Source organism: Ochrobactrum sp. PL_is501 (assembly GCF_055816895.1).
This window is the reverse complement of sequence record NZ_JBVPGR010000031.1, coordinates 1-13,189: the sequence shown is the minus strand read 5'-3', so window position 1 is coordinate 13,189 and position 13,189 is coordinate 1. Positions and strand designations below refer to the sequence as shown.

At 56.3% G+C, this 13,189-nt stretch carries 20 protein-coding genes and 1 tRNA gene; 5 read left to right on the top strand and 16 right to left on the bottom strand.

Going from position 1 to position 13,189, the window contains the following annotated elements; translation table 11 throughout:
• Nucleotides 1-91 precede the first annotated feature (91 nt).
• Nucleotides 92-1,126 carry a GTP 3',8-cyclase MoaA gene (gene moaA / locus AC0TOF_RS05845; protein WP_473767668.1) on the bottom strand — a complete coding sequence of 345 codons (1,035 nt, stop codon included), beginning with the start codon at nucleotides 1,124-1,126 and terminating at the stop codon, nucleotides 92-94.
• Between the two features lie 181 nt (nucleotides 1,127-1,307).
• Here moaA and AC0TOF_RS05840 point away from each other — a divergent pair, with 181 nt between their 5' ends.
• Nucleotides 1,308-1,667: a gamma-butyrobetaine hydroxylase family protein gene (locus tag AC0TOF_RS05840; protein WP_473767530.1), complete on the top strand. Its 360-nt coding sequence runs from the start codon at nucleotides 1,308-1,310 to the stop codon at nucleotides 1,665-1,667.
• Between the two features lies 1 nt (nucleotide 1,668).
• On the opposite strand, the gene AC0TOF_RS05835 is transcribed toward AC0TOF_RS05840, so the two are convergent.
• Complete coding sequence (locus AC0TOF_RS05835) at nucleotides 1,669-2,133, bottom strand: MarR family transcriptional regulator (RefSeq protein WP_122000221.1); 465 nt, start codon at nucleotides 2,131-2,133, stop codon at nucleotides 1,669-1,671.
• 47 nt (nucleotides 2,134-2,180) lie between these two features.
• Between AC0TOF_RS05835 and AC0TOF_RS05830 the strand changes: the two genes are divergently transcribed.
• Nucleotides 2,181-3,086 carry an alpha/beta fold hydrolase gene (locus AC0TOF_RS05830; protein WP_473767529.1) on the top strand — a complete coding sequence of 302 codons (906 nt, stop codon included), beginning with the start codon at nucleotides 2,181-2,183 and terminating at the stop codon, nucleotides 3,084-3,086.
• On the opposite strand, the gene AC0TOF_RS05825 is transcribed toward AC0TOF_RS05830, so the two are convergent.
• On the bottom strand, nucleotides 3,087-3,698 hold the full coding sequence (locus tag AC0TOF_RS05825) for a TetR/AcrR family transcriptional regulator (RefSeq protein WP_473767528.1): 612 nt from the start codon (nucleotides 3,696-3,698) through the stop codon (nucleotides 3,087-3,089).
• Between the two features lie 98 nt (nucleotides 3,699-3,796).
• Here AC0TOF_RS05825 and AC0TOF_RS05820 point away from each other — a divergent pair, with 98 nt between their 5' ends.
• Nucleotides 3,797-4,543 (top strand): SDR family NAD(P)-dependent oxidoreductase, encoded by a 747-nt coding sequence (locus AC0TOF_RS05820; protein ID WP_473767527.1) that lies wholly within the window; start codon nucleotides 3,797-3,799, stop codon nucleotides 4,541-4,543.
• A 134-nt stretch (nucleotides 4,544-4,677) separates the two neighbouring features.
• Here AC0TOF_RS05820 and AC0TOF_RS05815 read toward each other — a convergent pair whose 3' ends face one another.
• Nucleotides 4,678-6,297, bottom strand: coding sequence for a fumarate hydratase (locus tag AC0TOF_RS05815; RefSeq protein WP_473767526.1), 1,620 nt, complete (start codon nucleotides 6,295-6,297; stop codon nucleotides 4,678-4,680).
• 338 nt (nucleotides 6,298-6,635) lie between these two features.
• Here AC0TOF_RS05815 and AC0TOF_RS05810 point away from each other — a divergent pair, with 338 nt between their 5' ends.
• Both AC0TOF_RS05810 and AC0TOF_RS05805 read left to right on the top strand, forming a co-directional pair.
• Nucleotides 6,636-8,651: a L,D-transpeptidase family protein gene (locus tag AC0TOF_RS05810; RefSeq protein ID WP_473767525.1), complete on the top strand. Its 2,016-nt coding sequence runs from the start codon at nucleotides 6,636-6,638 to the stop codon at nucleotides 8,649-8,651.
• A gap of 290 nt (nucleotides 8,652-8,941) precedes the next feature.
• Nucleotides 8,942-9,016 (top strand) — tRNA-Val (locus AC0TOF_RS05805).
• Here AC0TOF_RS05805 and AC0TOF_RS05800 read toward each other — a convergent pair.
• From AC0TOF_RS05800 to AC0TOF_RS05745, 12 genes are all read right to left on the bottom strand, one after another.
• Nucleotides 8,995-10,026 carry a tyrosine-type recombinase/integrase gene (locus tag AC0TOF_RS05800; RefSeq protein ID WP_473767524.1) on the bottom strand — a complete coding sequence of 344 codons (1,032 nt, stop codon included), beginning with the start codon at nucleotides 10,024-10,026 and terminating at the stop codon, nucleotides 8,995-8,997. The two genes, AC0TOF_RS05805 and AC0TOF_RS05800, sit on opposite strands and share 22 nt — an antisense overlap.
• The gene (locus tag AC0TOF_RS05795; RefSeq protein ID WP_473767523.1) at nucleotides 9,921-10,181 is read right to left on the bottom strand and encodes a helix-turn-helix domain-containing protein; all 261 of its coding nucleotides are present in this window, start codon (nucleotides 10,179-10,181) and stop codon (nucleotides 9,921-9,923) included. Before AC0TOF_RS05795 ends, AC0TOF_RS05800 begins: the two co-directional genes overlap by 106 nt.
• 78 nt (nucleotides 10,182-10,259) lie before the next feature.
• Nucleotides 10,260-10,526: a hypothetical protein gene (locus AC0TOF_RS05790; RefSeq protein WP_473767522.1), complete on the bottom strand. Its 267-nt coding sequence runs from the start codon at nucleotides 10,524-10,526 to the stop codon at nucleotides 10,260-10,262.
• A 15-nt stretch (nucleotides 10,527-10,541) separates the two neighbouring features.
• The gene (locus tag AC0TOF_RS05785; protein WP_473767521.1) at nucleotides 10,542-10,874 is read right to left on the bottom strand and encodes a hypothetical protein; all 333 of its coding nucleotides are present in this window, start codon (nucleotides 10,872-10,874) and stop codon (nucleotides 10,542-10,544) included.
• Nucleotides 10,874-11,029, bottom strand: coding sequence for a hypothetical protein (locus tag AC0TOF_RS05780; protein WP_473767520.1), 156 nt, complete (start codon nucleotides 11,027-11,029; stop codon nucleotides 10,874-10,876). The genes AC0TOF_RS05785 and AC0TOF_RS05780 overlap by 1 nt, the downstream gene beginning before the upstream one ends.
• 2 nt (nucleotides 11,030-11,031) lie before the next feature.
• Complete coding sequence (locus AC0TOF_RS05775; protein WP_144897180.1) at nucleotides 11,032-11,229, bottom strand: hypothetical protein; 198 nt, start codon at nucleotides 11,227-11,229, stop codon at nucleotides 11,032-11,034.
• Nucleotides 11,226-11,432: a hypothetical protein gene (locus AC0TOF_RS05770; RefSeq protein WP_473767519.1), complete on the bottom strand. Its 207-nt coding sequence runs from the start codon at nucleotides 11,430-11,432 to the stop codon at nucleotides 11,226-11,228. The genes AC0TOF_RS05775 and AC0TOF_RS05770 overlap by 4 nt, the downstream gene beginning before the upstream one ends.
• Entirely contained in the window at nucleotides 11,429-11,863 is a 435-nt protein-coding gene (locus tag AC0TOF_RS05765) for an HNH endonuclease (protein ID WP_418459862.1), read from the bottom strand. Before AC0TOF_RS05765 ends, AC0TOF_RS05770 begins: the two co-directional genes overlap by 4 nt.
• A gap of 240 nt (nucleotides 11,864-12,103) precedes the next feature.
• Nucleotides 12,104-12,514, bottom strand: coding sequence for a hypothetical protein (locus AC0TOF_RS05760; RefSeq protein ID WP_473767518.1), 411 nt, complete (start codon nucleotides 12,512-12,514; stop codon nucleotides 12,104-12,106).
• Nucleotides 12,511-12,684, bottom strand: a complete 174-nt coding sequence (locus tag AC0TOF_RS05755; protein ID WP_473767517.1) for a DUF1382 family protein — start codon at nucleotides 12,682-12,684, stop codon at nucleotides 12,511-12,513. The genes AC0TOF_RS05760 and AC0TOF_RS05755 overlap by 4 nt, the downstream gene beginning before the upstream one ends.
• Nucleotides 12,681-12,884 carry a hypothetical protein gene (locus AC0TOF_RS05750; protein WP_473767516.1) on the bottom strand — a complete coding sequence of 68 codons (204 nt, stop codon included), beginning with the start codon at nucleotides 12,882-12,884 and terminating at the stop codon, nucleotides 12,681-12,683. The genes AC0TOF_RS05755 and AC0TOF_RS05750 overlap by 4 nt, the downstream gene beginning before the upstream one ends.
• The gene (locus AC0TOF_RS05745) at nucleotides 12,877-13,056 is read right to left on the bottom strand and encodes a hypothetical protein (RefSeq protein WP_473767515.1); all 180 of its coding nucleotides are present in this window, start codon (nucleotides 13,054-13,056) and stop codon (nucleotides 12,877-12,879) included. Before AC0TOF_RS05745 ends, AC0TOF_RS05750 begins: the two co-directional genes overlap by 8 nt.
• Nucleotides 13,057-13,189: the final 133 nt, after the last annotated feature.

Below are 13,189 nucleotides of genomic sequence, written 5' to 3'. Positions count from 1 at the left end.
CATACCGTTTTAAAGTCGATCCGGCGACAATTATTTCGGCTGTCCGCTCTTTACAGCACATCTCGAAAAGGCGCTGTAAAGTATAAATCGATTAACCGCCGGTCATGCTCATGTGACGGGCAACGGCGGGACGGTTGTGGTCGCGGTCGATGATGAAATCATGGCCCTTGGGCTTGCGCGAAATGGCCTCATCTATCGCCCGGCTGAGCAGAAGATCGCTTTCGCTTTCCCGCAGGGCCTTGCGCAGATCGGCATCGTCGTTCTGGCCAAGGCACATATAAAGCATGCCGGTGCAGGTCAGGCGGACGCGATTGCAGCTTTCGCAGAAATTGTGGGTCATCGGCGTGATGAAGCCAAGCCGTCCGCCCGTTTCTTCAATCGTCACGTAGCGGGCAGGGCCACCCGTGCGATACGGGATGTCGGACAGGGTGAACTGCCGAGACAGATCTTCGCGCACTTCAGAGAGCGGCAGATACTGGTCTGTACGGTCGAATTCTATCTCGCCCATCGGCATGGTTTCGATGAGAGTCATGTCCATGCCGCGGCCATGCGCCCAGCGGATCAGTTCAGGAATTTCGTGCTCGTTGAAATCCTTGAGTGCGACGGCATTGATCTTGACGCGGATGCCGGCGCGCTGGGCGGCTTCAATTCCCTCCAGAACCCGAGGCAGGTCGCCCCAACGGGTGATCTGATGAAATTTTTCCGGATCGAGTGTGTCCAGCGAGACATTGATGCGCCGCACGCCGCAATCCGCCAGCTCATCGGCAAAACGTGCGAGCTGCGATCCGTTCGTGGTGAGAGTCAGCTCATCCAGCGCGCCGGATTTCAGGTGGCGCGAAAGCTGCCGGATGAGATGCATGATATTCTTGCGTACCAAAGGTTCGCCGCCGGTCAGACGCAGTTTCCGCACGCCCTTGTCGATAAAGGCGGTGCAGAGGCGGTCCAGTTCCTCAAGCGTCAGCAAGTCCTTCTTGGGCAGGAACGTCATATGTTCCGCCATGCAATAGGTGCAGCGGAAATCGCAGCGGTCCGTCACCGAAACGCGAAGATAGGTAACGGCACGCCCGAAAGGATCAATCATGGGTCCATTCGGGGAAACAAGTGGCTGGACTTGGTTTGTGTACATCATAAGCCGTTGTTTCCGCTTGGTGCGGAGGAATGTCCGCATCGTTCCCTAGAAATAGGACCTGCGGACTGCATTGTCCAGTTTTGCGCGCACGAAGCTCTTTCAATAATGATCGCGGCTATTGCGATATTTTAACGCGGGGCCTATCAAAGCTGGCGAATATCCAAGCTGGAGAATGGTTATGAGCGAGGTCTGGCCGACTGAATTGCGCGTTTCGCACGACCGCAGGCTGCTGACGGTGGCGTTTGATGACGGCCAGAAGTTCGACCTGACCGCCGAATTGCTGCGTGTGCTGTCGCCTTCGGCTGAAGTGCAGGGTCATTCACCGGAACAGCGCGTGACGGTCGGCGGCAAGCGCAATGTCGAAATCATGAAGGTCGAACCGGTCGGCAATTATGCCGTCCGAATAACCTTCGACGACATGCACGACACCGGCCTGTTTTCATGGACCTATCTCCACAAGCTCGGCACCGAGAAGGACACTTTGTGGCAAACCTATCTCGATGAACTTGCCCAGAAGGGGCTCAAGCGGGACCGCTGACCTATTCCTTCTCCAGCATTTCGCAGATGCGGCGCATCACATCGCCCATCGCGTTGCACTGGGCATTTGTCGATTGCGCCATGACGCGGTCAATCAGTTCCGTATAGACTGTCAGCGCGTGTCCCAGAAGCTTCTCGCCCTTGGCGGTCAGGGTCAGGCGCATCACGCGCTTGTCCGCCGGATCGCCCTCGCGCACCAGCAGGCCGCGCTTTTCCAGCTTCGGCAGCAGCATGGTGATGTTGGAGCGCCCGACAAGAATGCGGCGCGCAAGATCGTGCTGGGATTCGCCGGGATGGCGATAAATATTCATCAGCACATCGAGATCGGCGATCTTCAGATCGAAGGTCGATAGCCCCTGGGCGAGGGCGCGTTCCACCGCCTTGCCTGCGCGCGCAACGGCAATCCAGTTCTTGAAGCGCGGATTATCCCACGGCAGTCTTTGCGTTTCGTCTTGCATTTTGTTCATTCTTGTACAATTATTTGTTCAGGATTGAACATAATTGAGGCCCTGTCATGACATCGTTCTCTTTGCAGGTTACGCGATTCGGCCTGGGTGTGCTCGGGCGCATTGATGCCGATAAAGCGGGCCGCGCCGCATTCAGGATTTTTTGTCGAACGCCAAGCCGCAAGCCGAAGACCAAGGCCTATGCGGCGCGTCTTCATAAAGCGAACATGGAACTCGGTCAGGCAAAGCGGCTCGATCTGATCATCGACCGCGGACTTATCGCAACCTATCTGTTCGAACCCGACGTTTATGTGGGAAGAACTTCGCTTGTCGTCCACGGATGGGGATCGCGCGCGGCCGATATGATGACGATCATCCGCGAGCTTGTCGCGCGGGGCGAGCGGGTTGTTGCGATCGATCTTCCGGGCCATGGCGCATCGGCGGGGCACACGCTTAACATGATCCAGGCAATCGCAGCCGTTGATGTGGCCTGGCGTCAATATGGCCCCTTCGATGCGATGATCGGCCATTCATTCGGTGGCGCGGTCATCATCAATGCGGCTGCGGGTTCTGTCGGTTGCTACCGCTCACACCGCCCGGCCAAACTGGTGACGATTGCTTCCCCGCACTCGATGACGGGTGTTTTTGACGGTTTCGGCAAAGTGCTGGGGCTTGGCCGCGACGCGCGTCACGCCATGAAGGAACAGGTCCGTCACATCGCCGCGCGCCCGATTTCGGACTTCGATACCGATGTGCTCCTGCGCCGCATGACGATACCGACGCTTGTCATCCATGCACGTGACGACAAGGAAGTTCCTGCTATCTGCGCGGAAGCGGCTGGCAAGGCGGGCTCTCATGTGACGGTGCATTGGGCGGATGGCCTTGGGCATCGCCGCATCATCGCGAGCGCCGAGGTGGCGTCATTGGTGGCGGAATACCTTGATGACAGCCCGAGATTGAGGCTGGTTGCCTGATTATGCTTCGGAGAAAACCAGTTTCTCCCATGCAGCCATGGCGCCCATCGCTGTTGCGGCGAGGTCTCGGCGCGTTCCGCCATCGCGCGCGAGAATAGACATGCCGTTCTGGACCGTCGCGTAAAAGGTAGCGACTGCCTCGCAATTGACGGAGGTCGGAATATCTCCGTCGCGAACGCCGCGTTCCAGCCGCTTCTTCAGGGTTTCAATATTGGACTGGCGGCGGCTGCGCAGTACGGTGCAAACCTTGTCGCTTGAGTGCGTTCGATGCAGCGCGTCCAGCGTGATCATGCAGCCCCGTGGCACGGTTTCCTGGCAATAGGCATCTATCGTTGCGAACAGGAAACGCTCGAAAGCCGTGCGGACATTCGGCGTTTCATCAAGGCTAGACCAGATTTCAACGCCAATTTCTCCCGCATAAAGCGCAAGGGCTTCCAGATATAGCTCCTCCTTGCTTTTGAATGCAGCATAGAGGCTGGGAGCGTTGATGCCCATGGCCGTCGTCAGATCGGCCAGCGATGCGCCGTCGAAACCTTTCTCCCAGAATACGAACATCGCAGCCCGAAGCGCTGTTTCACGGTCAAAGCTGCGGGGACGTCCTTTTTCTGCCACGTCTGAACCTTTCTGTATCGATCATTAAATAAATCGCTTGACGGTTCCGCGCAAGCCTGTCAGCAATTATGTATCAATCGATACAGAAAGGAAATGGCATGCCAGCAGAAGCTCTGAACGGAAAGGTTGCCTTCGTCACCGGTGGAAGCCGCGGCATAGGCGCTGCGATTGCGCGCAGGCTCGCAAAAGATGGCGCGGCAGTTGTCATCACTTATGTGAATGGCAAGGAAAAAGCCGATGCCGTGGTTTCGGAAATCGTGGCCAATGGCGGCAAGGCGCTGGCATTGAAGGCTGATAACCGCGACGCCAGCCAGATTGCTGCGGCCATCGAAGCAATGGTCAAGGAATTCGGTCGTCTGGATATATTGGTCAATAGCGCCGGTATCTGGCATGCGGCCCCGTTGGAAGAAGTTACGCTTGCCGATTTCGATGATGTGATGGCGGTGAATTTCCGCGCCGTCTTTGCCGCCGTTTCCGCAGCCGCTCCGCACCTTGGCGCTGGCGGGCGGGTCATCACCATCGGCTCCAATCTGGCGGAAAGCGTGCCGTGGCCGGGCATCAGCCTTTATGCGGCCAGCAAGGCGGCCTTGATCGGTCTGACGAAAGGTCTGGCGCGCGATCTCGGTCCGAAGGGCGTTACGGTCAATGTCGTTCACCCCGGTTCCACCGATACCGACATGAACCCGGCCGGTGGCGATCATGCCGAACAGCAGCGCGAGCGCATCGCTACCGGCAGCTTCGGTTCTCCTGACGATATTGCAAGTCTGGTGGCCTGGCTTGCAAGCCCCGAAGGACGCTTCGTGTCGGGCGCTTCGCTTACCGTCGATGGCGGCGCAAACGCCTGAAACGAAAAGGGCGGCTCGTGCCGCCCTTTCATTTGCTTAGCGCACAGATCTGATTCAATCAAATCTGTGCTCTAAGCGTTTGTTTCGTCGCATTATCCTACGCAAAACCGCTTCGCACTTTTGCTGGAATTGCTTTAACCCAGATTGAGCTCCTTGAAGAAATCATTGCCCTTGTCATCGATGACGATGAAGGCGGGGAAATCTTCCACTTCGATGCGCCAGATCGCTTCCATGCCGAGTTCCGGATATTCGACGACTTCGACCTTCTTGATGCAATCCTGCGCCAGGCGGGCAGCCGGACCGCCGATGGAGCCCAGATAGAAGCCGCCGTGCTGGCCGCAGGCCTCACGCACCTGGCGCGAACGGTTGCCCTTGGCGAGCATGACCATCGAACCGCCGAAGGACTGGAACTGGTCCACATAGGAATCCATGCGGCCAGCCGTGGTTGGCCCGAACGAGCCGGAAGCATAACCGGCTGGCGTCTTGGCAGGACCTGCATAATAGATCGGATGGTTCTTGAAATAATCCGGCATGGCTTCGCCGTTTTCAAGCCGTTCGCGAATCTTGGCATGCGCCAGATCGCGCGCCACGATGATGGGGCCGGTGAGCGACAGGCGGGTCTTGACCGGGTGCTTCGACAATTCCTTGAGAATGTCCTGCATCGGCTGGTTGAGGTCGATCTTGACCACATGCGACGACAGTTTTTCCTCGTCGATATCCGGCATGTACTTGGCCGGATTGGTTTCCAGCTTTTCCAGAAAGATGCCGTCCTTGGTGATCTTGCCCTTGGCCTGACGGTCCGCAGAGCAGGAAACGCCGATGCCGATCGGCAGCGAAGCACCGTGGCGCGGCAGGCGAATGACGCGCACGTCATGGCAGAAATATTTGCCGCCAAACTGCGCGCCGACACCGAGCGACTGCGTCAGCTTATGGATTTCAGATTCCATTTCGAGGTCGCGGAAGGCGTGCCCGGTTTCGGAACCCTTGGTCGGCAGGCTGTCCAGATAGCGCGTCGAGGCAAGCTTGACCGTCTTCAGGTTCATCTCGGCCGAGGTGCCGCCAATGACGATTGCCAGATGGTAAGGCGGGCAGGCGGCAGTGCCGAGGCTCAGGATCTTGTCCTTGAGGAAGTCGATCATGCGGTCGTGCGTCAGCAGTGACGGTGTTCCCTGATAGAGAAACGTCTTGTTCGCCGAACCGCCGCCTTTGGCAACGAACAGGAATTTATAGGCATCTTCGCCTTCTTCATAAATGTCGATCTGCGCGGGCAGATTGTTCTTGGTGTTCTTTTCCTCGAACATCGACAGAGGGGCGAGCTGCGAATAACGCAGGTTCTTCTTGTTGTAGGCATCGAGAACACCTGCGCCCAGCGCATCTGCATCGCCGCCTTCGGTCCAGACGCGACGGCCTTTCTTGCCCATGATGATCGCCGTGCCGGTATCCTGACACATGGGCAGCACGCCGCCAGCGGCGATATTGGCGTTTTTCAGAAGATCGTAGGCAACGAAACGGTCGTTGTCGGTCGCTTCAGGGTCTTCGAGAATTTTGGCAAGCTGCTGAAGATGGCCGGGGCGCAGCAGATGGTTGATGTCGGCAAAAGCCGCTTCCGAAAGCAGGCGAAGCCCTTCCGGATCGACCGTCAGGATTTCCTGCCCCTTGAACGTATCGACGGAGACATGATCGGAAGTCAGCTTGCGGTAAGGGGTGTCGTCTTCACCAAGAGGGAAAAGATCGGCGGCGCTTGCTTCTGCCATCGCGGTACCTCGCTTGCTTGCCAGCTGCGCCAGCCGGAGATGGTCGTAAATCCGGCTCGCGCGATATATTGATCGAAGCCCCGAAGAGAGCCCGGAGCCAAAGTCTGAGGGGCTTTTAGCGCGATGCGAAGTGGATGCCACTGCGTCACTTTGTTCATCAAGGCATTCCGGGTCCGTCTCCCAAGAAGGTGCCTCAAACAATTGTGATAGGTGCAGAACGCGAAATTGCTTCAGGAAGCATTAGCGTTAAAAGTTTCTATACGAGATTGGTAAATTCTACGCGCGAGATTCGGACGGATTCGCTTGTTTAGCGAACGCATCAATTTGGGCGGTTTGAAATGCAGTTTCCCAGACACTCGCAGACAGATGAGAAGAGCAGCGCTGGGCGCGGACTAACGATCCGTCGCGCAGCGGCGCTGGCCCTGGCAGCTTCGGTGTTTCTCCCCACAGCGCAGGCCCAGGCCGCGAATTCGTTGTTGGAGCTTTTTCAGCAGCGCCGCCAGCAACCCGCGCCGCAGGTGGTTGCGCCGCAGCCTCAACCTCCGAAAGCGGCTGCCCCAAAAGCGGTCGCGGTTCCCCGCGCATCCACCCCGAAGACCGCGACACGCAGCGTTCCGCCAGCGCAGCGCGTGACGGTGAAGGGACCGCAGATTTACGATTATAAGCCCGATACTCTGGTCAATGTCGATTTCAGCGCGCTCGACATGCGCGTCACTGCCGCAACCGAACCTGCCCCTGTAGACCCGCTGACATCGGGCATGTCTCCGATCCGCCATCAGGCCCGTGAGGAGACACCGGGCCAGCGTGCATTCGACGCGGCGGTGGACTATCTGAAGTCCGTCGACGTCAAGGCCGAAAAAGAGATAGCGCAGGCTATCGTCGATTATTATTCCAGCAAGCGCAGCTTCATGTGGTCGGCTGATGACAAGGTGCTGGACCGCGCCAAGAACGTCGCGGCCTTCTTCGCCCGAGCCGATGAGGACGGGCTCAACCCGGATGAATATGCGGTCACGATTCCGGCTGACACTTTCGACGCTGCCGCGGGAGCCGAACGCCAGCAGAAACTTGCAGAATTTGAAATTCGCATGTCGGCGCGCGCTCTGCGTTACGCTATCGACGCAGGTGAGGGGCGTGTCATCGCCGACCGGCTGAGCGGATTCCACGACCTGCCGCGCAACCGCGTCGATCCGAAGGCGGTTCTGGAACGGCTGGCGTCAGAAAGCGATCCCGCGACCTATCTGCATGGCTTCCAGCCGGACAATGCGCAATATGCAGCCTTGAAGCGCGAACTGGCAAATGCCGCTCCGCCATCTGCCGAACCGATCCGCATCTCGCTCAATGGCGTTATCAAGCCGGGCGATAGGAACGATCAGCTCACCAAGGTCGTTGCCCTGATATCGAGACACGCGCCCGCAAGCTATCTGGCAGACCACCAGCAAGTGCTGGACCGGCATGCGAGCGGCGACGTCTACGATCCTGAACTGGTTGCAGCAATCAAGGATTACCAGAAGCTTTCTGGCAGCACGCCGGATGGCGTCATTGGCCGCAATACACTTTCCGCCCTTCAGGGTGAGCAGTCCTCCATCAAGCGCGACCGCATCCTTTATTCCATGGAACGCCTGCGCTGGCTGCCGCATGATTTCGGCACCCGTTACGTGATGGTCAATCAGCCAGCTTACCGCGCGGAATATTTCGAGGGCGGAAAAGAAAAGCTGGCCATGAATGTGGTCATCGGCTCTCCGAGCCACCAGACCTATTTCTTCTATAACAAGGTCCAGACGGTGGTTTTCAACCCGTCATGGGGCGTGCCACGCTCTATCATCCTGAACGAGATGCTGCCGAAGGTCATGCGCGATACGAGCTATCTCGACCGCAACGGCTATGAGGTCTACGCGGACGGCAAGAAGGTTTCGGCCAGCGCCGTCAATTGGAGTGCCGTTGCCGCAGGCAAGGCCCATGTCGGTATTCGTCAGAAGCCGAGCCTCGACAATGCGCTGGGCGAACTCAAGATTCTGTTCCCCAACGCGCATGATATCTACATGCATGACACCCCGGCCAAATCCTATTTCAGCCGCGACATGCGCGCACTCAGCCATGGCTGTATTCGTCTGGAACGCCCACGTGACATGGCGGCTGCGGTCATGGGAACATCGGTGGCCGACCTTGAAAAATACTTCGGCAAGAACGAGCGCGGCATCAAGGTGAAGGAGCCGGTTCCGGTCTATATTTCCTACTTCACGGCATGGCCGGATGCGAGCGGGCAGATTCGCTACTATGGCGATGTCTATGACCGCGATTCCGGATTGCAGAAGGCATTCGACAAGACTGCGGATTCGCGTCTGGCCGCGCTCTGAAATCCTTTGCCATATGAAAACAGAACGGCAATCATCGCTGGATGGTTGCCGTTTTTCTTTGCCGAAAAGACAGACGAGCAGAAGATAAAATCTCTTTGGGAAGCGGCGCGTAAGATGCTTGACTTATGCAGCCGCAGGCCAGTATATCCGCACCACCTTGATTGAGCATCGCTCATCGGGCGTGTAGCTCAGCGGGAGAGCACTCCCTTCACACGGGAGTTATCCGGCAGAGCTAACGTACTGTTAAGGCTTGTGAATTAGAAAACACTTCTGGTTCATTTGTACCAATAGGTCGCTTAGCTCAGCGGGAGAGCGTCCCCTTCACACGGGGAAGGTCATAGGTTCAATCCCTATAGCGACCACCATTTATTGCAACAAAATCAAGCTCTAATGCCTCCGCTGCATCCATCATGTGGTGTGGGGAATAGCGGGCATAGACCCTTTCTGTAATCCGGCTGTCTGAATGCCCTAGATACTGGGCGATCTTTGCCATTGGTATTCCTTCGCTTGCCATCCACACGGCAGCGCTGTGCCGAAATACGTGTGCTGTCACGCCGTCGATTTTCGCCTTCTCTCCTGTCTTAGCCAGTGACCTCTTGACGGACTTTATCGGCTTCCCATCCCATTCGATAACATATTCGCATGTTGCTGCACGGCGGGCATCCTGAAGTGCGGCCCTGATTGTTTTATTCATTGGTACACTGGCGCGACCCTTGCGCCTGACATTTGATTTATCGGCAAGGTGGATAATGCCTCTTTCAAAATCCACACGATCCCACGTCAATTGAAGCAATGCGTCTCTACGACCGCCGGTAGCGATGGCCAGGATGATGAACAGGCGAATGTGCTCTGTCGTCGCATTGTCCTTAAGCGAGTTCACTTCCTGCCTCGTCAACCATCTGTCGCGAGGTTCTGGCTTGGCCACCTGCTCGATGTGAGGCGCTTTGCTGATCCGGCCTTTCTTTTCTGCCCAAGATAAAACAATCCGCAGATGATTTAGCTCGGTCCATATGGTTCCATCGGATCGGCCATTTGGAAATTTCTCATCAGGCTTGCGTCTGATCGCGATGTAATCACGCACCGTTTCATCGCCGATAGTTTCCGCTTCCCTCCCTTCAAACGTACCTTTCAAGGCCTTCCATGTGTCGATCATGCGTTCAGCAATGACGCGGCCTTCCTTATCCTTTCGGTACGCTTCCCACAAAACATCAACAGTTTGACCGGGGGCTGTTTCAGCCTCCCGGTTCAGTCGGTCTATTTCTGACTGCGCTACCGCCTTGTCTGTCGTCTTAAGCGTATAACGTCGGCGGGTGCCGCCCTCCCAACTGACGGCGCAGTATTTTCCTCGGAATTGACCGAGACGGTATTTCGGCATTGATAAGCCTCCACGGCTGAAGGTGAAATTCGGAGAAGCTTCCCGACACGGAATGCTTCAAGTTGGCCGGAATTGATCATGTTCCGTATCTGGCGGGATGAGCATCCCCAGAGTTTCGCCACATCTTCAGGGCGATAAGCGTATTGATGTGTCATCGTATTTACCTCTCAAAGCCTCCGGTGCCCGCCCTTGGTTGACGTTGAAAAGTAGAACTCCCTGATGCTGGTATGCTGTTACTGCCGCACACCTCGCAGTGCTTCTGACACTCGACCCTGATTGACGTTGAAGTAATGCGCAATCTCGGTCTGTGCCGCGTCTGGGTTGGCCTTGGCGTAATTGATGATGTCCCGCTTAAGCTCCAGGGTCATCCGGCGGCTTTTTGGTCCGACTTTCCTAACCGCTGACCGGCGTGTCAGCTTATTGGCCAAACTTTCCAGCTCCGGGTTTTTGGTTGCGTGGGCGATCTGAATGATGCGGTCGCGGATTTGTGGAATTCTCATTTCGATCTCCTCTCATCAAATGTGATTTGTTCTCTGATTGTTCACGGTATAAGACAGCCAGCCTTGGAGGCTGTCATGCGGGTATCCTGCACAAACGAGACATTGGGCGACTGCAAACGGTACGGGTTTATGCTTACCGCGTACTGCAACGGGTGCCACAACAGAAAGCGGCTTGATATTGACGCCTTGATTGAGAAGCTCGGCCCAGATCATGGCGCGCTGTACAAAGACCTTGCGCACAAGCTGCGTTGCTCGAAATGCGGTGCGAAGAAGGTTCAGCTTCTCGTCTCGCACATCAGTGCATCCCGAGCGAAGGGCGGCGGCAACAACTGGGGTGGAACGTGACATTACTTCTCCGCCTCCTTCTTCTCCGCTTCTTCCGCCTTTTTCAGTGCATCCATGGTTTTCGGATACCGGCGAAGCGTGTCTTCAACGATTGCTGGAATGTTTACCCGCAACTCGTCTAAGCCTTCCTTGATACGGTCAAAGGTGCGCTTATTCATCCTCACTCCCTTTCCCGCAGTGCGCGCTCAAGAGCTTCTGTTGCTTCATCGGACAGCTTCCAATGCTGTTTAGCGAACATTAGTGCGTCCATGATCGCGCTGCGCAATCTCAGTATTTCTGCTTCCAGAAAACCGATGTACTCCGCATCAGCATGACGTTCGGTCTGAAGGATTTTCAGTTCCGTTTCAGCATCAGTCATTCTGCGCCCCTTTCCCGCAGTGCGGCGCGGCCTGCTTCGGTGATGCGATACCGGTAACCCCATCCAATTGTTTTTGGCTCTCGTGATATCAGACCCATAGCGAACAACTGCTTCAGCGTGGCTGGCATGAAGTCGCCGGAAATCCCGAACCGGTTGCCAGCCATCGTTTCCAAAGCCTTTATCTGGTTCTTTGTCAGCTTCATTCCCCACCGCCTTTCAGGGCTTGGCGACCGGCAGAATACCGCTCGAAGTGGAAAACAACTGCCGTTTCATTGACGGTCAGAAGCCCGAACTTTTCAGCCAGACGAAAATTCACACTGGTTTTTCGCGCACGCTCGATCTGTCGTTCCAGTTCCCAACGAAGCCCTTCAATATTCATCGAAGACTTATAGAGATTGCATGACGCGCAGGCAGGCATGAGGTTTTCAATGGTGTTGTTCTCTGGGCGGAAGACTTCGCCGGTCGGAACAAACCGCCCTGTTGCATAGCCAGTGCTTTCCCATTGAGACTTGCGAATGACGGGTTCCGCATGATCAACGTGCCATCCCTTTTCTGGAAGGTCGCAACCACAATAAGCGCACTTGCCGCCGAATTTCTGTTTGATCGTCAACCTTTCAGCTTTCGTCAGCTTCATTCGCTCTGCTCCCCAAGTGCGGAGGCCGCGAGCATCCTGCCCCATACCAAGTCAGTATCAAGGTGGTCGAGATATGGACCAGAGACAGATATGCCTTCTGCTGCTCGAAGCATCCCCTCTGTCGGCTCCTGTAGAGCGGCGCGGACGGTGGATAGGATGAGATCGGCGGTTCTCGCCGTTTCATCTGTTTTGGCGCTTTGCAGGATCGTGCAAATGTCAAACTTGAGCGCTAGGTGTTCCTTACTCGGCATGGTTGGCCTCCATCCTGCTTCGGATGATTGAAAGTTCGCGAGCGCATTCACGGCATTTAGCCCATAGGTGCGCTAGGTGTGCATCGCGGGCGGTTTCGAACAGCGGACCGCGCTGAATACTGTCGGTCCATTTTTCTCCATCCCGAGAGAACTCCCAAGCCTTCCAAGTTCGTCCCTCTGCCTTCCTGATGAAGACGTGATGCACGGTCCATCCGTGGAAGCACCAATATTCACCCGGTACCGGCTCGCCCCTTAGTCGGTCGTATGGTCCCCATTCGAACGGTAAAGGTGTCGGGTCCGGCTCACTCGGCCATGACAGGGCAGAGCGTTCCAGTTCCTTCTCGATGCTGTCTTTTGCCCACTGCGGGATTTTGGCTTCGCGCCAATTACGTTCGTTCATGGCTTGCTGGCCTCCTGATCCATCTGCATCACTCTCGACGCCTGCAAAAGCTTCAGCTTCGTATGATCCGCATCACTGAGAACCGGGACGGCCACGAACAGAATACCCGCCTTGGTCATATCCTGCGCGATGCTCATGGCTTCACGTATCTGCACAACTTTGTTGGTCATTTGCTGGCCTCCTGCGGATAATCGGCTGCGACGCCGTATTCATCGAGATATTCTTGAGCGACGAGCTTTGCCCGCTCTGAACTGATGCTTCGATATTCTTTGCCGAAATAGCTCCGCAGAAAGTCGCTGGCATTGCGTCGGGTAAAGTCGGGCCATCCTGATTTCACGGCCTCATGGAAGATTGCGACGATATCAGGCATTCGATGCCTCCTTTGCGCGCAAGAGGGCGATGCCGCCTCTCTTGAGAAGCTGGTTGTCAACGATGATTTGTGCCTGACTTTCGGTGAACCCGTGGGAAACAACTTCCCGGATCATGTCTTCCCTGTCAGGCGTGTCTAGCTTGGAGAGGCGGGTAATGAGGTCAGAAGTCATAGCACACCTACATAGAAAAGAGTTGCACGAATGAGGTGGTAACTGAGGTAGAACAGTGCCCCGCCAGCAAGTGCAAACAGGGCTGCTAGTCCGATAAAGGCCAGCCAGATAAGCGGTGTTGGGTCAGGGTAGC